15 protein-coding genes are annotated in these 17,503 nt (G+C 68.6%); 7 read left to right on the forward strand and 8 right to left on the reverse strand.

The window, feature by feature from the left end; genetic code table 11:
• Positions 1-106 precede the first annotated feature (106 nt).
• Positions 107-3,880 (reverse strand): flagellin hook IN motif-containing protein, encoded by a 3,774-nt coding sequence (locus MFF24_RS21235; protein WP_238227298.1) that lies wholly within the window; start codon positions 3,878-3,880, stop codon positions 107-109.
• 759 nt (positions 3,881-4,639) lie between these two features.
• Between MFF24_RS21235 and MFF24_RS21240 the strand changes: the two genes are divergently transcribed.
• The 4 genes from MFF24_RS21240 (at position 4,640) to MFF24_RS21255 (ending at position 7,913) form a co-directional block, all read left to right on the forward strand.
• Positions 4,640-5,434, forward strand: coding sequence for an AraC family transcriptional regulator (locus MFF24_RS21240; protein ID WP_238227300.1), 795 nt, complete (start codon positions 4,640-4,642; stop codon positions 5,432-5,434).
• A gap of 217 nt (positions 5,435-5,651) precedes the next feature.
• Positions 5,652-6,128: an Hsp20/alpha crystallin family protein gene (locus MFF24_RS21245; protein ID WP_108941276.1), complete on the forward strand. Its 477-nt coding sequence runs from the start codon at positions 5,652-5,654 to the stop codon at positions 6,126-6,128.
• Between the two features lie 241 nt (positions 6,129-6,369).
• Complete coding sequence (locus MFF24_RS21250) at positions 6,370-7,182, forward strand: universal stress protein (RefSeq protein WP_238227303.1); 813 nt, start codon at positions 6,370-6,372, stop codon at positions 7,180-7,182.
• Positions 7,183-7,463: 281 nt separating this feature from the next.
• A complete protein-coding gene (locus tag MFF24_RS21255) occupies positions 7,464-7,913 on the forward strand; it encodes a host attachment protein (RefSeq protein ID WP_166060221.1) in 450 nt (149 codons plus the stop codon).
• 22 nt (positions 7,914-7,935) lie between these two features.
• Here MFF24_RS21255 and MFF24_RS21260 read toward each other — a convergent pair whose 3' ends face one another.
• From MFF24_RS21260 to MFF24_RS21270, 3 genes are all read right to left on the reverse strand, one after another.
• Positions 7,936-8,751, reverse strand: a complete 816-nt coding sequence (locus tag MFF24_RS21260) for a universal stress protein (RefSeq protein WP_238227305.1) — start codon at positions 8,749-8,751, stop codon at positions 7,936-7,938.
• Positions 8,752-8,802: 51 nt separating this feature from the next.
• Entirely contained in the window at positions 8,803-9,447 is a 645-nt protein-coding gene (locus tag MFF24_RS21265; protein ID WP_133090262.1) for a BON domain-containing protein, read from the reverse strand.
• 128 nt (positions 9,448-9,575) lie between these two features.
• Complete coding sequence (locus tag MFF24_RS21270; RefSeq protein WP_108941281.1) at positions 9,576-9,812, reverse strand: hypothetical protein; 237 nt, start codon at positions 9,810-9,812, stop codon at positions 9,576-9,578.
• A gap of 281 nt (positions 9,813-10,093) precedes the next feature.
• Here MFF24_RS21270 and MFF24_RS21275 point away from each other — a divergent pair, with 281 nt between their 5' ends.
• Positions 10,094-10,954: a universal stress protein gene (locus MFF24_RS21275; RefSeq protein WP_166060223.1), complete on the forward strand. Its 861-nt coding sequence runs from the start codon at positions 10,094-10,096 to the stop codon at positions 10,952-10,954.
• A 36-nt stretch (positions 10,955-10,990) separates the two neighbouring features.
• Here MFF24_RS21275 and MFF24_RS21280 read toward each other — a convergent pair whose 3' ends face one another.
• The 4 genes from MFF24_RS21280 to MFF24_RS21295 form a co-directional block, all read right to left on the reverse strand.
• Positions 10,991-11,689, reverse strand: coding sequence for a helix-turn-helix domain-containing protein (locus MFF24_RS21280; protein WP_108941283.1), 699 nt, complete (start codon positions 11,687-11,689; stop codon positions 10,991-10,993).
• Between the two features lie 398 nt (positions 11,690-12,087).
• Complete coding sequence (locus tag MFF24_RS21285; protein WP_238227307.1) at positions 12,088-12,477, reverse strand: response regulator transcription factor; 390 nt, start codon at positions 12,475-12,477, stop codon at positions 12,088-12,090.
• 174 nt (positions 12,478-12,651) lie between these two features.
• Entirely contained in the window at positions 12,652-13,290 is a 639-nt protein-coding gene (gene fixJ / locus MFF24_RS21290) for a response regulator FixJ (protein WP_238227315.1), read from the reverse strand.
• 3 nt (positions 13,291-13,293) lie between these two features.
• Entirely contained in the window at positions 13,294-14,841 is a 1,548-nt protein-coding gene (locus MFF24_RS21295; RefSeq protein WP_238227317.1) for a sensor histidine kinase, read from the reverse strand.
• 347 nt (positions 14,842-15,188) lie between these two features.
• Here MFF24_RS21295 and MFF24_RS21300 point away from each other — a divergent pair, with 347 nt between their 5' ends.
• Both MFF24_RS21300 and MFF24_RS21305 read left to right on the forward strand, forming a co-directional pair.
• The gene (locus MFF24_RS21300; RefSeq protein ID WP_238227319.1) at positions 15,189-16,049 is read left to right on the forward strand and encodes a universal stress protein; all 861 of its coding nucleotides are present in this window, start codon (positions 15,189-15,191) and stop codon (positions 16,047-16,049) included.
• Positions 16,050-16,235: 186 nt separating this feature from the next.
• A complete protein-coding gene (locus MFF24_RS21305; RefSeq protein ID WP_238227321.1) occupies positions 16,236-17,297 on the forward strand; it encodes an HD domain-containing phosphohydrolase in 1,062 nt (353 codons plus the stop codon).
• Positions 17,298-17,503: the final 206 nt, after the last annotated feature.

Genomic DNA, 17,503 nt, shown 5'->3' on the forward strand with positions numbered 1-17,503 from the left:
GCGCGTCGCTGAGAACCAAGCGATCCTGAACGCTCAAGGCTGTCCTCCAAAAGACAGCCTTGAAGCACCGCTTACCCCGTCCGTGAACCCCAAGAGTCCACGCGGCCTAGCGCAGCAGCTGCAGGATGCCCTGCTGCGACTGGTTGGCCAGCGACAGCGCCGAGATCGCCAGCGAGTTGCGGGTCGAGAGCGCCTGGGAGTTGGCCGCCTCCTCGTTGAGGTCGGCGCTCGTCAGGTTGGCCGCGCCCGTGTCGAGCACGTTGATGATCTGCTTGGTGAAGTCCTGCCGGTTCTGCACCACGGCGAGGTTCGAGCCGAGGGCGGCCGCCCGCGACTGGAGCTGGCTGCTGGCGCTGTTGATCTGATCGACGATCTTCCTGATGGCGCTGCTCTCCTGGAAGTTGGTCTGGCCCACCGCCGAGAGGCCGAGGCTGGCCGCGTTGGTGGCGCTGCCCTGAACCTTGAGCGAGGACGAGCCCTTCTCGTTGAAGTTGATCGTGAGGTTGTCGCCGGACAAAAGGTTCACGCCGTTGAACCCGGCATCCGAGGCGAGCTGGTCCATCTGCTTGAGCAGGTCGTTGTAGGTCTGAACGAGGTTGTTGCGGGCGTTGAGCCCGTCGCCGCCGAGATTGGCCGTGGCGTTGCCGGTGGTGAACGGGTTGCCGGTCCCGCTCGCGATGATCGACAGGTTCTGGGCGCCGACATCGTTGGTGGTGGTGATCGAGATCTTGCCGGTCAGCGAGTCGATGGTGGCCTGGGCGTTGGCGGGGGCGAGCGCTTGGTTGAGCTGGGCCAGCGTCGAGATCTGGCCCGGCGCGTTCCCGAAGGTGACGGTGGCGGTGTTCATGGCCGCCCCGCTGCCGACCTGGACGGTGAGCGACTTGCCGGCGAGCGCGCTCTGCGAGTCGGGCTGCCCGCCGCCCGCCGCGAAGTTCGTCGCGGTGAAGCCGAGATTCGACACCTTCGAGGTGGCGGTCGAGCCGTCGCCGAGCTGCACCGCGGTGTTCGAGTCGGCGGCGGTGAAGCTGAACTTGTTGGTCGCCGCGTCGTAGCTCGCCGTCACCGCGCCGTTGGTGGCCGCGCCGACCTTCTGGACGAGCGAGCCAATCGTGTCGGTTGCCGAGAGATTCACGGTCTGGCCATTGACCGAGAAGCTGTCGCCGCCCTGGAAGCCGAGGGCCGAGATCAGCGTGGTCTGGGTCGGGTCCGAGGTGCCGTTGATCGTCGTCGCCGTCGTCGCGACACCGAGGGTGTTCGAGGTCGAACCCTGGATCGAGAAACTGTTCCCGTCCGAGGTTCCGGTGAAGGTCAGACGTCCGTTCGCGTCCTTGCCGGCCGTCACGCCGGTCTTGCTGGTCTGAGCGTTGATCGTAGAGATCGCCTGATCGATCGAGGCCGAGGCGGCGATCGAGATTGCGGTGCCGTTCACCGTCAGGGTCTGGGTCGTTCCCTGGCTGTTGCTGACCTGTTGCGTCGTGGATGAGAATCCGCTCGAGGTCGGGTTACTCAACTGGAGCGAGAACGGCGTCCCATCGGCGGCACCGGTCAGCTTGATCTTGCCGGCATTGTTGGAGTCGACTGTCGCCGTGACACCCGTCGTCCCGGTCTTGGCATTAATGTCCGCGATCGCTTTGGCCTGGGTCGAACCGCCGATGATGGTGATCGCCGTGCCGTTGATGGTCAGCGTCTGGTCGGTGGGCGCGACGCCGTTGTTGATCGTCTGCGTACTGGTCGAGAAGCCCAGGGTGGTGTTGGCGCCGCCGGTGACCGTGAAGGCCGTGCCACTGGCCGCGCCGCTGAGCACGAGCTTCTGGCCCGAGGCGCCGTCCGATGCGCTCGACGCTGTGACGCCGGACTGACCGGTCTTGGCGTTGATGGCCGCGACGGCACCCGCAAGCACGGTGGCCGCGCTGTCACCGGCATTGCCGCCGCTGATGATGACGCTGGTGGTGGCGCTGGTGCCGGGCGTCCCGAAGGTCAGCGTCTGTATCCGCGCCGCGGCGTTGTCGGTCGAAGCCTTCGCGCTCGTCGCGAAGCCGGCATTGGTGCCGGTGCTCGACACGCTGACGGCGTCACCGTTGCTCTTGCCGTTGATCTTGAGCTTCGTATTGGTCGAGTCGTAGCCGGCCGTGATCCCGTACTGCGCACCGGCGGTGTTGATCTTCGAGATTGCCGAAGCGATCGTGTCGGTGCTCGCGAGCGCCACCGTGAAGACCGGCGTGCTGCTGGTGCCCGACATGAACGACAGCGTCTCGGCGCTGGTGGTCGAACCGTAGACGCCGCCCGTGACCGTACCGGCAACGGCGTTGGCCGGTGCCGTGAAGGTCGTTCCGCTGGCCGAGGCCGGGGTTCCGGTCGGGGTATAGAGGCCGCTGACGCTCGCCGCGAGGCTGGTACTCGTGGGCGCCGACGCGAAGCCGCTGGAGGCCGGGTTGGACGAGGCGACGGTGAAGGCCGAGCCGTCGCTCTTGCCGGTCAGGAGCAGGCGGGTATTGTCGACCGGATCCTTGCTGGCGCTGACGCCGGTGGTACCGGTCTGCGCGTTGATGGCCGTGACGGCAGCGCCGATCGCGTCGGTGGTGGTGCGCGGGATCGTGATCGCCGTGCCGTTGATCGTCAGCGTCTGGCTCGCCGCCGGGGCACCGTTCGCGGTGGTCGTCGGGGTCGAGGCGAAGCCGAGCGTGTTCCCGGCGGCGCCGGTGACCGAGAAGTTGGTGCCGTCGGACTTGCCCGTCAGCATGATCGCCTGCCCGCCGCCCGAAAGCGTCTGGGTCGAGGCGGTCACGTTCGTGTTGGTGGTGGCATCGTTGATCTTTTTGATCGCAGCGGCCATCACGTCGGCCGCACTCGCCTCGGCCAACCCTCCGGAAATGGCGACCGGCGTGCCGTTGATGGTGAGCGTCTGGGTCTGCGCCGCGACGTTGTTGGTCGAAGAGACGGCCGTGCCGGTGGCGAAGCCGGTCTCGTTGGCGGTGGTGTTCTGCGCCGTGGTCGTCACCTTCAGCAGCGAGCCGTCCGACTTGCCGGTGAAGACGAGCTTGCCGCTGCCGTCGTTCTTCACGGACGCGCCGTTGCTTCCAAGTGCCGTATTGATCTTCGTGACCGCCGCGTCGATGGTGTCGCCCGTCGACAGGCTGACGACGGTCGCGGTCGCCGTTCCGATCTGGACCGAGATCGAAGCGCTCGTGGTCAGCGTGGTGAAGGCGTCGCTCGTGACTGTGCCAGCGACCGCGTTGGCGGGTGCCGCGAAGGCCGTACCGGCCGCCGTGGCCACGGTCGGTGTCGTTGCGGTGAAGGTGCCGCCGCGCATGGTCGCGGCCGTCGCGGTCGGCTGGTAGGCGGCGCTTGCCGTCATCGTTGCGGCGACGGCGGCGGTCGGCAGGCCGTTGGTGAGGGTCCCAACCGGCTTGTCCGAGAGCGCCGAGGTTGGGCCCGTGGACAGCAGATTGGTGGCCGTCGCGCCCGGAAGCGCCGTCGAGACCGAGGTGGCCTTGGCGGTGAAGGCATTGGTGGCGGCGAGCGCCTGCTGCGCCGTCGACTTGAGCTGGCTCGTGAGATTCTGGAGCTTGGAGAGGCCGGTATTGGCCGCCTGGATCGTCTGAACACCGTTCGAGATGCCGTCGAGCAGCGACGACAGGTCGCCTGAACGCGACGTCAGGTTGCTCGCGGTGAAGAAGTTGATCGGGTTGTCGAGCGCCGAGTTGACCTTCTTGCCCGTCGAGAGCCGGCTCTGCGTCGTTGCGAGCAGGCTCGCCGTGTCCTGGAGCGAGAAGCAGGTTCTGCCGCGTCGCGGCCGAGAGCGTAATGCTGGAAGACATGAGGCGACTCGATCCTCTGAGGCCGGCGTGGCGGCGGTGAGGCGATCGAGCGCCCGGCGCAATTGATGACGATCTAAGTATTTTCCGGAAGCCCCATCGATTACATCGCACAAAGTCTCAAGATTGTCTATATTTGTCTCAAAACATTCTCATGAAGCAAATCATATCAAAGAACTCTTATTTCGTCTCAGAATTCCAACCCGTCTCCCCACGCGGCATTTGCCGGCCGCGCCCCGCTCCGGCACATCCATAAGCGTCGCAGCGACGTTGTCCGGCGCATGCCGTTCGGGTCCGAGCCCGGCGCGCCGGGCCGGAGGCCGAGACTGCGAAGATCGTCGCAAAATTTGACGCATTCGCCCGATTGTCCGATTCTGAGACAGGCGGTAGTCCCTAAAAGACCGAATGAAAGCGCTGCAAACGACTAGTATAACCGTACCATCTCGTCATCTCAGTTGATATATAAAGCAATATCAGAGCGCATTATGGTCTTTAGCAGAGTAGAGTTTTCTCAATTTACGCACCGAGCCGAAGACGGGCGCGGAGCCACGGCCGGCATCCGGCCGCAAACCTGAAACGATCCGCGACGTTCCTTCTCAGAGACTTGCCAGCCATGTCGAGGATTCTTCGAGACCGCTTCGAGGCACCTGCGGATCCTGCCGCGCTACGTGCGGACTGGATCGCGGCGATGTCACCGGTCTTTCAAGCGACCCTGCCGAGCGGACGCCTGTTGTCCGAGCCGATCATGATGGACAACTATCATCTCGGAGAGTTGCTCGTCGGCGAAGTTCGCGCCGGCGCAGATCCTGGAACGGACGCCGCGCATGGTCGCGCAGCAGGGTCTCGACCACCTTTTGATCCAGTTCTACCATTCCGGGACCGCTCGGGTCGAAGCGGCCTGGGGCGTGAGGGATGTCGGCCCCAACACCTGCGTTCTGTTCGACCTCGCCCAGCCGGCGACCATCGTCGCCGAACCGGCCCACGCGACCAACGTCCTCCTGCCGCGCGCCCTCATCATCGACAAGGTGCCCAACCTCGAGTCGCTGCACGGCCACGCCTTCGATTACGCGACCGACCGGATCAGCCGTCTGTTCTTCACCTGCGTGCGCGAACTCGTGGAGTGCGCCGACGCGCTCGACGTTCATCAGCTCCCGCATATCAGCCAGGCCGTCGCGATGCTCGGCAGCGCCTGCCTGCGCGGGCAGGTCGCGGATCGGCCGGCGAGCGAGGTGCAGCTCAGCATCACGATCCGGCAATACATCGAGAAGGAGCTCGGCTCGCCGCGTCTCGATGCCGAGACGCTCGCGGAGCATTTCGGCCTCTCCCGCGCGACCCTCTACCGGCAATTCGCCTCAGAGGGCGGCGTGCAGCGCTTCATCCGCGAGCGGCGCCTGCTCCGGGCGATGAAGATGCTGACGCAACCCGGCCCGACGGGACGGCCCCGCGTCTCGACGGTGGCCTACGCCTCCGGCTTCTCCGACGAGAAGACCTTCAGCCGCGCCTTCAAGCGCCGGTTCGGCTTCCTGCCGCGGGAGACCGAGGTCGGCGCCACCGTCTGGGGCCGCACCGCCGAGCCGCAGCCGGTTCTCCAGTCCTGGCTCAAGGAACTGGCGGCCTGACCGCACAACGTGGTGGGCGACCGGCCGGCCTCGCCCCCGAGCGGAACGGGGACGGCGGCCCGCACCGCGACGCCGGCCTCTCGCGCCGACGGGCTCGGGAAACGTCCTGGCACGACGGCATGATCGTTTGCGCTTGATCCACCTCAACGCCGAGACGGCGCGAGGACAGCAGACTCTCCCGGGCGGCCGAACGCAGCCGCCTGACGGGAGATGATCCATGAATCTCAAATCGCTCCTCACGCTCGGCCACCGCTCCCACACCCCCTCGGCCGATCCGGGCGCCATAACGCTCCCCTCGCATCCGCTCGTGGAATCGATGCTCGGCGACCTCCGCCTTGGCCTCCCGCTCTTCCAGGGCGGCGCGGTGCCGCGCATGGATGTCATCGAGAAGGACGGCAAGGTCGAGATCACCGCCGAACTGCCGGGGCTCGCGCGTGACGACGTCAGGGTCGAACTCGCCGACGACACCCTCGTCATCAGCGGCGAGAAGCGACAGGAGAAGGAGCAGACTGAGGGCGCGCGCAAGGTCACGGAGCGCAGCTACGGCGCCTTCGTGCGCAGTCTGGAACTGCCCGCGGGCATCAAGGCCGAGGATATCCAGGCCAGCATGGACAAGGGCGTCCTGACCGTGACGCTGCCCAAAGCCGCGCTGACGCCGCGCGAGCCGAAGCGCATCGACATCAAGGCCCCCTGACCGCGGCCGGGATGCCGCATCGGCCGCGGGGAGGCGGGCCTTCGCGGGCCGGACCTTTTGCGCTGGATCAAGGCCCGGCCGGCGGCGATGCTCTATCCCCTTGTCTCTGCATCGTCTTTTCCCTGACAGTGGGCGACCGCCCTCCGGGACGATGCCGCGCCTCGGATCGGACGGCACGAGGCCGAGACACCGGCCTTGCGGCGCCCGCCAACCCGCAACCGCGTGCGGCAGGAGTTCTCCCATGTCCTATGCCAGCATCATGGTGGCCGTCGATCTCGCGGCCGAGGCGCGCGAGCGCGTGCACCTCGCCGGGCACCTCGCCGACGACTTCCGCGCCCGGCTGATCGGCGTCGCGGCGGAGGAGGCATCCTACGCCATCGCGCCCGCCGGCCCGATCCCGGCGAGCGCCTACGCGCTGGCCGCCAACAACGAGGTCATCCTGAACGACCTCAAGCGGGCGCACGCCGTCTTCGAAGCGGCGGCGGGCGGGCGAAGCCGCATCGAATGGCGTTCGAACCTCGATTTTCCGCTGCCGTTCCTGATCGCGCAGGCGGCAGCCGCCGACCTCGTGGTCGTCGGCCGCAAGGGCCCGCCCGGTCCCCTGCTGTTCTCGGTCGATCCCGGCGATCTCGTCATGCATGTTGGACGGCCCATCCTGGTGGTGCCGCCCGGCATCGATCACCTTGACGCCCGGCGGGTCGCGATCGGTTGGAAGAACACCCGCGAGGCTCGCCGCGCGGTCAGGGACGCGCTGCCCTTCCTGTCACGGGCCTCGCGGGTCGTCGTGCTGGCGATCGATGAAGGGCAGGGCACGGACGACCCGGCGGACGTCGTCGGGTTCCTCCAGGCCCACGACATCGACGCTACGGCGACGCGTTGGGAGGCCGGCGGTGCCGAGACCTCCCAGGCGCTGATCGAGGCAGCGTCCGAGCAGGCCGCCGACCTGATCGTCCTCGGCGCCTACGGCCACGGCCGCCTGCGCGAGTGGGTCTTCGGCGGCGTCACTCGCGACCTGCTGGCCGGCGCACCGATCTGCTGCCTGATGAGCCACTAAGACGGTCGCCGCTCGATCAGAGCGGGGCGCGTATCGGCAAGCCCGCGCGGCGCTTGAGGAGGGCACCCATTGCGCCGGCGCGATGGGATCCCGCCGAAGCCAAATCCGCCATCCCGAAGGGATCAACCGGATTTGGGATAAGACCGAGCGACGATGCTGACGCATCATCGATGACCCCGGCGGCGGGCGGCCGCCGGACACACGGAAGGGACGCCTGAATCCGGTCGCAGATCGGATTCCATCCGCTTGGCCTGAATTCACATTAAGCCCGGAGTCCGCCGATGACCGAGGCGTTCAACCTCAAGATCCCGCACGGCGGATACGTCCTGGTCGGCGACGGCCGCCGGGCCCTGGTGCTGCGCAACGAGGGCCACGCGCTGCATCTCAGTTTGAAGGTGCAGCACCTGTTCGAGGCCCCGCCCAACCCGCCGACGCGGGAGCAGGGAACGGACCGGCCGCCCCGCGTCCGGCAGGGGGAGCACCGCAGCGCCATCGCCCAGACCGACTGGCACGAAATCGCCGAGCAGCGCTTCGCCGGGGAAGTTGCCGCGGCGCTGGACCGCGTCGCCGGCGCGATCTCCGCCCTCGTCGTTGTCGCCCCGCCGCGGACGCTGGCCGCGTTGCGGCAGGCGCTGTCCGACCGCCTGAAGCGCGCCGTCATCGCGGAGATCGACAAGGATCTGACCAAGCTGACGATCGAGGAGATCGGCCAGCGCCTCACCGGAGCGTGACGACACCGATCCGGGCGGCGCCTCAATGGCTCATCAGGCAGCAGATCGGCGTCGTCTGGAGGATGTCACGGGTGGCGCCGCCGAAGATCCACTCGCGCAGGCGGCTGTGGCCGTAGGCGCCCATGACAAGCAGGTCCGCGCCCTCGCGCCCGGCAAAGCGCAGCAGCGCGTCGCCCGCGCCGATCACCGGGTCCGGCAGCAGGTGCGTCGTGGCCGTGAGGCCGTGCCCGGCGAGATAGGCCGCCACACCCTCGGCGCCCGCGTGATGCGCGTCGGGACCCACAGCGGCGACGCAGATCCGATCCGCCCGGCTCAGCAGGGGCAGGGCGTCGCGCACGGCCCGCCGCGCCTCGCGGGTGTCCTTCCAGGCCACGACAGCGCATCCGGGCCCGAGCCGCTCGAGACCGGGCGGCACCACCAGCACGGGACGGCCGACCGCCATCAGCACGGCGCCGGTCGGGACCGCCATCGGCCCCGGGTCGCCGTCCGTTGGCCCCTGCCGGCCGACGACCACGAGATCGGCTTCGCGGGCCTGCTCGGCATGGAAGGCGAGGGGCTCGGCCAGCGCCGAGCGCCATTCGGTTCGGGGCAGGGCGCCCGCCTCGCGCTCGAACAGCGCCTTGGCTCCTTCGAGCTGCTCGCGTGCCCGCTGCTCCTCGTCCTCGTAGATCCGCTCGACCGCCAGCATGTCGCCCACTGGCAGGAAGCTGGGGACGCGGCAGGCGCCGGCTCCGATGAGCCGCGCCGGAAGGCGTTCGGCGAGCCCCGCGGCGAGCTGGACCCGGTCCGCCGTCGCGGCGCCGAGATCGACCGAGACCATGATGGTGCGGATCGTCATGACCACTCCCCAGATTGTCGCTCGCCTGCGGGCCCAGCCTCCTGCTTCGCCTCAGGCGAGCGTCAGACGGTCCTCGACGGCGGACACGCCGGGGACCGACCACGCCGCCCGCTCGGCCAGTTCGCGCTCGCGCCAGACATCGACGCAGCCGTCGAGGATCACCTTACCGCCCTCGACCCGGACCCGGATCGTGTCGGGCGCCTTCGCGCTCCGCTTCAGCGCCGCGCGGATCCGGGCCTCGACCTCAGTGGCCTCGGCCGGCGGCGTCACGGCGATGAGGTTGACGATGTCGGTGACGCCGGCGAGGCGGCGCAGGGCTTTGTCCACGGCCGCCTTCTGATAGTAGTGCGGCACGCTGCCCTGGAGCGTGACGCAGCCGCGCTCGACCTTGAGCGAGACGGATCGCTCCGGGATCTGCACGTCCCATTCCAGCACCCGCGCGCAGCGGTCGGCCAGCGCCTCGTCGCCGATCCGCGGATTGTCCGGATAGCGGACCTCGATCTGCTCGACCACGGCGCGGACGCCGCGAACCCGCAGGGCGACCCGCTCGACGATCCCCTTCTCGGCGTAGTTCCGCACATGCCCGCTGAGGGTCACGACACCGTTCTCGACCGCAACCCCGATCTGCGCCGCATCGATCATCGGCGCGAGTTCCAGTTCGTCGAGGACGTGCTGGCGCACGGTGACGTCGTCCATCTCCCGCCTCCTCGCTGCGAAGTGTCTCGAGCCGCCGACCTGATTGCATCAGCTCCACGGCTCTCGGTCCTTATGTCGCGCGCTCTCGACGAATCGGCCTCCACTTCGTCGGACAGCGCGCTCAGGTGTCAGAGCACCAGCCAGATCAGCGCCGGCGTCACCGCCGAGGCCAGAGCGGCCAGGGCGAGCGCCTGCAGGCTGGGGATGGTGTGGTAGCGTGCGATGTTCGTGACGACGCGCGCCGCGGACGGATTGGCAAGCCGGGCGCCGGTGCTGGAAACCGCCTCGTCGCGGGGTCCCGATCCGGCTGGAACCCGCACGATGCGCACCGTCTCGATGTCGATGGATTGAAGCACCACACTCATCGTTCGCTCCCGTCCTTGGATGACAGGAGCATCCTGGCGCGTCGGGCACGCGGTGCCTTGATCCACCTCAAGGCTGCGGGCGCCGACCCGCGGCAGCCTGGCCGGCCCGCGGAATCGAGTGAGGGATCGAGGCTCCGCAGGGCCCGGCCGGACGCGCCGAGGGACGGCCCCCTCCGCCGGTCTTCGCCCATCTTCGCCGCTGAGGCCGGACTTGCGCTGGATCAAGGCGACCTGCCATCGGTGCGGCACTCTCCGGGCCGTTCTCGCCTCGGAGGAAGACAATGCCGAACCCACCGTCCGCCGCCCTCGCGGGCCTGCGCGACATCCTCGTCGGACTGACCGAAGAGGGCCGCGGCGACGAGACGGCAAGTGCGCTGGGGCTCGCCCTGTCGCTCGCCGGGATAAGCGGCGCCCACCTCACCGTCCAATCGGCCGCCCGCCGCCTGACGCTCGTCGGCGGCTCGGGATGGGGCTTCGTCAACGACCTGATCGCGCAGGAAAACCGGCGCCTGAGCGCCCGTGCGCGGGCAATCGCCGAACGCGCCGCGACGGAGGCTACGCTGGAGGGCGTGACCTGCTCGATCGAGGTGCCCGCGCTGGCCTATCCGGAGCTCGTCGGACGGCTCACCGCCCGCGCCCGGCTCAGTGATCTGACCATTCTGGACGCCGAAGCGCGGGAGGTCGATCTCGACCGCGACCTGATCGACGGGGTCCTGTTCGGGAGCGGGCGGCCGCTCCTCGTGGTGCCCACGGGGTGCGATGTGTTCTCGGCCCGCCGGATCATCGTGGCCTGGGACGGCAGTGCCCAAGCGGCGCGGGCCGCCAACGACGCGCTGCCGTTCCTGCGTGCGGCCGAGGCGGTCGAGATCGTGTCGGTGGTCGGCGAGAAGGATCTCTCGACCACGGTCGCGGGCGCCGAATTCGCGCCGCACCTCGCCCGCCATGGCGTGACCGTGTCGGTGACCAACGTGCCGGTCGAGGGCGATGCCGCGGAGACCCTGAGACGGCAGGTCGGCCTGTTCAGGGCGGAGATGCTGGTGATGGGCGCCTACCGGCATTCGCGCCTGAAGGAGTGGTTCCTCGGCGGCGTGACGCACGCCCTCCTGACACGCCCGCCGGTGCCGCTGTTCCTCGCTCATTGACCGCGGCGGCGGCGTCCGAAAACGCCGCCGGGCCGCTCAGGTCTCGACCACGTGGCGCAGGCGGGCCCGGTGGAGGGTGATCTGCCGGCCGCCCGCGCGCCGCAGCGCGCCCTCCTCTTCGAGCTGCGAGAAGGTCCGGGACACGGTCTCGATGGTGAGGCCGAGGTAATCGGCGATGTCGCGCCGGGTCATCGGCAGGGCGAAGGTCCCGGTGCGGCCGAAGCGTCCGTCGACCTCGATCAGGAAGGCGGCGAGGCGTTCCTGGGCGGAACGGCGACCGAGCAGGAGCGTCAGATCCTGGGCATCGCGCAGGTTGGCCGTCGCCATGCTCCAGAGCTGGCAGGCGACCTCGGCGCTGCGGGTGGCGGCCCGCTCGATCGGGCGGCGCTGGAAGATCAGCACCCTCGTGTCCGAGAGGGCCTCCGCCGTGTGCCAGTGGACCTCGCCCTGCTCGAAGCCGAACAGGCTGCCGGCCAGGTGGAAGCCGGTGATCTGGCGCCGGCCATCGCTCAGCACCTTGTGGGAGCGCACCGCCCCCTCGACGACGCGGTAGACGAACTCGGCCTCCTCACCCTCGCCGTAGATCTCTTCCTCGCGGGCATAGGAGAAGGGCGTGCCGATGAGGTCGGGGCAATCGGCGAAGAGGCCGGTTCGATGGCCGCTTGCGTGGATGCTCCGCGGCGTGCGTGAGCGCGCGGCGGCAGGGGTCGATCTCGGCGTCGCTTTGATGCCCATCGGTTCGCTCCTCGTCCGTCTCGATGGAGCAAGAGTGGCCCCGCGCTCGTGCCGACGATATTCAGGACACTCTCTTAAGTGGCTTTTCTTACGCACAACTACGTAGAGGTGCAGAAGGGGCTCGGCCCGGACGATGCTCGGTAAGCCCGCCGCCGCCGCAATCCCGGGCGCGCCATCCGGTGCGGTGACACCAGACATCCCGCTTCCGCCGGGGAATCCCAGCGCGACCGCACCTCGCTCGGGATGGGTTGCGCAAGATCAACGCCCTGCGCCGCGCCGCCTGTCAGCTTCCGCGATCAGCCGGATCAGGGAAGGCGCACGCCGTGTCCCCCCACGTTGCGCCCTGGGCCGATCCGCGCAAGCCGCTGCGCCCGCGAAGTCCCGCAGCGGGCTGTGCCTCAGTCGACCATGGCTGCTCCCGAGCGCTTCCCGGCGGCGATCAGCCCCGGAAGATCCTCGAGGGCGAGGGGCTTCTCGACCAGGGCAATCCCGACCGCGCGGGCCCTCGTGCGAATGGACGGGTTGGGATGCCCGGTGATCAGGATGACGGGCACGCGGGCATCGAGGTCCCGCAGGCGGCCGAACACCTCGATGCCGTCCATGCCCGGCATGACCTGATCGAGCAGCACGAAAGCCGGGCTCGGTCCGGAAAAGGCGGTCAGTAAGGCCTCCCCGCTGGGGAAGGCCGCGGCCCGGTGCCCCGCGCTCTCCAGGAGAAAGCAGGTCGAGTGCAGGACGGCCGGGTCGTCGTCCACGACGTAGATGAGGCTTGGGAGAGACAGCGGCATCGGTCGGCCCGAGGGGCTGCGAGAATCACGCGGGTCGAGCCCCCATCATGGGCGCCGCCCCACCGTCCACCTTGATCGACCTCAAGTCGGCCTGACTGTCTCTCGGAAAAACTCCCGTCGCGCCGTCGTTGCCAGGAGAAGAACGACGGTGGTCGGAAGCTTTGCGAGGCACGCTTACGCGCAACCGGCCAGCACCGCCCAGCGCACCAGTTCCTGCAGATTCCCCGCCCGCGTCTTGGCCATGACCTTGGCCCGGTAAATCTCGACGGTTCGCGGAGAGATGTCGAGCATGCGTCCGATCTCCTTGCTGGTGCCGCCGGCCACCAGATGATCGAGAACCTGACGCTCTCGTTCGCTCAGCGTCAGCCGCCGCCGGACGAATTCCTGAAGGGTCGGGTCGGCCGTCCCGCTATGGCCGCCGCGCTCCAGGGCGGCGTGCAGCGCCTGCAGCAGCGCCTCGCCGTCGAACGGCTTCTCGATGAAGTCGCAGGCGCCGAGCTTCATCGCCTGCACCGCGAGCGGCACATCGCCGTGCCCCGTCATCATCACGACGGGAAGCGTGTGGCCGGCCGACCGCAGGCGGCGGAACAGCTCCAGCCCGTCGAGGCCGGGCATGCGGATATCGGTCAGGATGCAGCCGCTGACCGCTGGCGCGAGCCGCTTCAGCAGCACCGCTCCGGCCTCGTAGAGCCGCACGTCGAAGCCGGCCGTGTCGAGGAGGAAGGCGACCGAGTCCCGCATGGCAGGGTCGTCGTCCACCACGTGCACAAGGGCTGGAGCGGGAACGGGGGCGGGAGCGAGAGCAAGCGCCATCGATCACGGTTCTCCCTCGGGCGCGATGGGCAGCGTCAGGCGGAAGGTCGCGCCACCGGCGGCATTGCCCTCGGCCCAGAGGCGGCCGCCATGCGCCTCGACGATGGTGCGGCAGATCGAGAGCCCGACGCCCATCCCGGCGGCCTTGGTGGTGACGAAGGGCTGGAACAATCGGTCCGCCACCTCCTCCGCAATGCCGGTGCCGGTATCCGACACCGCGATCTCGGCCCATTCCGGCGAGACCCGCCGCGTCTCGACGGTCAGCTCGCGCCGGCTGCTGCGCTGCATCGCCTCGCGGGCATTGCGCAGCAGGTTGACCAGAACCTGCTGCACCTGCACCCGGTCGGCCAGCACCGATCCGACCCGCGGATCGAGCACGACGCGCGCCGTGATCCCCTGCTCGCCGGCACCCGGCAGGGTCAGGGCGCCGGCCTCCTCGATCAGCGTTGCGACCGGCTCGACCCGCTTCTCGGTTTCGCCGCGGGCGACGAACTCGCGCAGGCGGGAGATGATCTGCCTGGCCCGCAGCGCCTGCTGGGACGCCTTGTCGAGAACCTCCTGCGCCCTGGCGATCGTCTCGGGGTCGGGCTGAGCCAGCAGGCGACGGCAGCCGTTGGTATAGTTGCTGATGGCGCCGAGCGGCTGGTTCAGTTCGTGCGCGAGCGTCGTCGCCATCTCGCCCATGGCGCTCAGGCGGGAGACGTGTCCCAGTTCGGACTGGAGTTCCTGGAGCCGCGCCTCGGTCCGCCGCTGCTCGGTGAGATCGCTGATGAAGCCGGTGAAAAAGACCTGCTCGCCCGAACTCATCTCGCCGATGGCCATCTCCATCGGAAACGTCGATCCGTCGCGCTTCCGGCCCGTCACCTGCCGCGTGGTGCCGACGACGCGGCGCTGACGCGTCTGCCGATAGCGCGCGAGATCGGCATCGTGCTGGTCCCGCATCGATTCCGGCATCAGGAGGCCGACATCCTGCCCGATCGCCTCGTCGGCCGCGTAGCCGAACAGTCGCTCGGCCGCCGGATTGAAGGAGTGGATCACGCCCGCCTCGTCGATGACCACCATCGCCTCCGGCACGGTGTCGAGAATCGAGCGCAGATGCGCCTCGCGGGCGCGCAATTCCGCCTCCACCTGCTTCTGCTCATCGATGCTGAAGACGACGCCCCGGTGCCGGCGGGGCCGCCCCTCGGCATCGAGATGCACCTGCCCCCGCGAGCGCAGCCAGCCGCCCCGCCCGTTCGGCGGCCTGACGCGGTAATCGACCTCGTAGCTGCCGCCAGCCCGCAGCACGCTCTCGATGGCCGCGGCGCGCGCCCTGCGATCGTCCGGATGCACAAGGTCCTGGGTGGCGGCGAAGGTCGTCAGTTGGTCGGACGGAATGCCGAAGAGGCAGGCACAGCCCTGCGAGGCGGTGACGCGGCCCGTCGGGATATCCAGGGACCAGAGGCAGACGCCGACCTCATGAAGGGTCTGCCGGAAATCCTCGACGGTCAGACCCTCATCGCTAACCTGAGCCGTATCGGACGCCACAGCAGGAAGCGTCATCGATTCCATCCCGGAAGTCGCTACACGGAACACAAAGCTCATTGCCACACGAAGCCAAAGCCAATCGTGTCATTTGATAGAATACTGCCAGCACTTCCGTTCATTACCCATGAAAACGAAAGGCGCATTGATAAAATTTACGCAATTCTTGCTTGCATGAAAAGGCATCATATGCCGAAATTCGGCCATGCATTCCGATAAAGATTGTCTCAGCACAACTTTTGCTATGTGAATAGGTCTTGGCGATGACTGCGCGCCAGCGGAGCGAGCCGCTCACGGATCGCCCTTGCGCTGGATCAAGGCCAACCGGTTCCGGTCCATTCAACGATGGGGCGCTTCAGATCGGAGTCCCAGCCATGTCCCAACAGGCCTCGTCCGCGCTCGCGGGCATCCGCGACGTCCTCATCGGCATCGCGGTCGAGAACGAGGGCGAGACGGCCTCGTCGGCCATCGGTTACGGCCTGACGCTGGCGAAGGCCGCGGGCGCCCACCTGACCCTTCAATCGGCTTCCTGGCGTCTCTCCGGCGACGACCGCTGGATCAGCGGCTTCGACGACGGCAGCGTCGCGGAAATCGACCGCCGCCTCGACGCTCTGGCCCGCGCCATCGCGGAGCGCGCCGCGGGTGATGCGCGGATGGCGGGCGTCGTCTGCACCACGGAGACGCCGAGCCTGCCCTATCCGGCCGTCATCCGCCGGTTGGCGGAACAGGCGCGCCTGCACGATCTGGCGATCCTGGATGCTGGGATCTGGACCTGCGACCTCGACCGCGAGGCGCTCGAAGCCACCCTGTTCGAGAGCGGCCGCCCGGTCATCGCGGTCCCGCCGGGACACGCCGTCTTCGCCGGCCGCCGGATCATCGTCGCCTGGGATGGCAGCGCCCCGGCGGCGCGGGCCGCCAACGACGCGATGCCGATCCTGCGCGCCGCCGAGGCGGTGGAGATCGTCACCGTCGGCAACGCGGCGGAGATCCGCGACGCCGTGCCCGGTGCCGAGTTCGCGCCTCATCTCGCCCGGCACGGGGTGAACGTCATCGTCAACGACCTGCCCGTCTCCGGCTCGATCGGGGACACCCTGCGGTCGCAGGCCGGCCTGTTTCGGGCCGACATGATCGTGATGGGCGCCTACCGCCATTCGCGCACGCGCCAGTTCTTCTTCGGCGGCGTGACGCGCTCGCTGCTGCGGAGCTGTCCGGTCCCGCTGTTCCTGTCGCGCTGAGGGCCCGAACCGGAACCATCCTTTGCTAACTTTGATGCATGATTTGGCGGCCTCCCGTGCGGAAGAGGAGCCGCCTTCACGTTTCGGCAAGGGAGAGCGGCGTTAGTGGCTCTGTCCACCATAGGGTCGCCGTCAGAGCACCGGGCTGGGCATGGGGGACCGAACACAGGCCTGGGACACCACTCGATGCTCGCTCTCGTCCTCGACGACGCCGAGATGAACAACCTGGTGATGGTGGCCTCCCTGCGGCCGCTGGCCGGATGCGTGCCGCACGCCTTCACCGTGCCGGCGGAGGCGCTCGCCTTTGCCGAGAGCCGTGCCTGCGAGATCGGCGTCGTCATCACCGACTACGAGATGCCGGGCATGAACGGCATCGAGTTCATCCGGGCGGTGCGACGCGTCCCCGGTCTCGCCGTCGTGCCCACGGTCATGGTCACGAGCCACGATCAGCGCAGCCTGCGCCGCGAGGCGCTGGAGGCGGGTGCCACCGACTTCCTCACCAAGCCCGCCGACGCGGTCGAGATCCGTGCCCGCGTCACGAACCTGCTCGCCCTCTCGGAGGCCCACCGGGCGCAGCGCGACCACGCCGCGCAGCTCGCCCGCGAGATCGCGGCGGCGGTGGCGATGGTCGAGGAGCGCGAGCGCGAGATCGTCTCCACCCTGATGCGCGCCGCCGAGCACCGGGATTCCGACACCGGCGACCATATCGCGCGGGTCTCCGCCTATGTCGGGCTGATCGCCGAGGCGATGGGCCTGTCCGCCGCCGACACCCGGCAGATCTGCCTGGCCGCGACCATGCACGATGTCGGCAAGATCGCCGTGCCGGACGCCATTCTGCTCAAGCCGGGCGCCCTCACGCCCGAGGAGCGCCGGGAGATGGAGCAGCACGCCGACCGGGGCCGACGCATCCTGAGCGGCAGCGACTCACCCGTCATGCGGCTCGCCGCCGAGATTGCGGGAAGCCACCACGAGCGCTGGGACGGGGCCGGCTACCCCTACGGCCTGAAGGGCGAGGCCATTCCTCTGTCCGGCCGCATCGTCGCGGTGGCCGACGTCTTCGACGCGCTGACGACCGCACGTCCCTACAAGCAGGCCTGGTCGCCGGAGCGCGCCCGCGCCCATCTTCAGGAGAATGCCGGCTCTCACTTCGACCCGCGCATCGTCGAGGTGTTCCTGAGCCGCTGGAGCGCCGTCCAGACATTTCTCGATCTCGGCCGCGAGCCCGCCGCGGCGACGCAGGCTGCCTAGATAGAAATGCGCTCCCTGAGCGGGTGCGTCGCCGAGGGCTCCGCGCGCGCTGGTCTCATACCAAATCCGATCGATACTTCGGGATGGCGGATTTGGCTTCGCTTAAGCGCCGCGAGGGCTTGATGATCCGATCCCCGCTTGAATCAAGCGGCGACCGTACCATACGGTTTCCGATTGATCGCTTCGGTTCGGCACCCACCGCCGTC

This window comes from Methylorubrum aminovorans (genome assembly GCF_022179725.1).
In the GTDB taxonomy this organism is placed as follows: domain Bacteria; phylum Pseudomonadota; class Alphaproteobacteria; order Rhizobiales; family Beijerinckiaceae; genus Methylobacterium; species Methylobacterium aminovorans.

What these genes read in the sequence shown, in the direction of transcription:
- fixJ (WP_238227315.1), bottom strand. Translation starts at nt 13,290, where the DNA reads ATGGCGCTTGCTCTCGCTCCCGCCCCCGTTCCCGCTCCAGCCCTTGTG.
- MFF24_RS21270 (WP_108941281.1), bottom strand. Translation starts at nt 9,812, where the DNA reads ATGAGTGTGGTGCTTCAATCCATCGACATCGAGACGGTGCGCATCGTG.
- MFF24_RS21260 (WP_238227305.1), bottom strand. Translation starts at nt 8,751, where the DNA reads ATGACGATCCGCACCATCATGGTCTCGGTCGATCTCGGCGCCGCGACG.
- MFF24_RS21280 (WP_108941283.1), bottom strand. Translation starts at nt 11,689, where the DNA reads ATGGGCATCAAAGCGACGCCGAGATCGACCCCTGCCGCCGCGCGCTCA.
- MFF24_RS21285 (WP_238227307.1), bottom strand. Translation starts at nt 12,477, where the DNA reads ATGCCGCTGTCTCTCCCAAGCCTCATCTACGTCGTGGACGACGACCCG.
- MFF24_RS21265 (WP_133090262.1), bottom strand. Translation starts at nt 9,447, where the DNA reads ATGGACGACGTCACCGTGCGCCAGCACGTCCTCGACGAACTGGAACTC.
- MFF24_RS21255 (WP_166060221.1), top strand. Translation starts at nt 7,464, where the DNA reads ATGACCGAGGCGTTCAACCTCAAGATCCCGCACGGCGGATACGTCCTG.
- MFF24_RS21245 (WP_108941276.1), top strand. Translation starts at nt 5,652, where the DNA reads ATGAATCTCAAATCGCTCCTCACGCTCGGCCACCGCTCCCACACCCCC.
- MFF24_RS21295 (WP_238227317.1), bottom strand. Translation starts at nt 14,841, where the DNA reads ATGGAATCGATGACGCTTCCTGCTGTGGCGTCCGATACGGCTCAGGTT.
- MFF24_RS21300 (WP_238227319.1), top strand. Translation starts at nt 15,189, where the DNA reads ATGTCCCAACAGGCCTCGTCCGCGCTCGCGGGCATCCGCGACGTCCTC.
- MFF24_RS21240 (WP_238227300.1), top strand. Translation starts at nt 4,640, where the DNA reads ATGGTCGCGCAGCAGGGTCTCGACCACCTTTTGATCCAGTTCTACCAT.
- MFF24_RS21275 (WP_166060223.1), top strand. Translation starts at nt 10,094, where the DNA reads ATGCCGAACCCACCGTCCGCCGCCCTCGCGGGCCTGCGCGACATCCTC.
- MFF24_RS21305 (WP_238227321.1), top strand. Translation starts at nt 16,236, where the DNA reads ATGCTCGCTCTCGTCCTCGACGACGCCGAGATGAACAACCTGGTGATG.
- MFF24_RS21250 (WP_238227303.1), top strand. Translation starts at nt 6,370, where the DNA reads ATGTCCTATGCCAGCATCATGGTGGCCGTCGATCTCGCGGCCGAGGCG.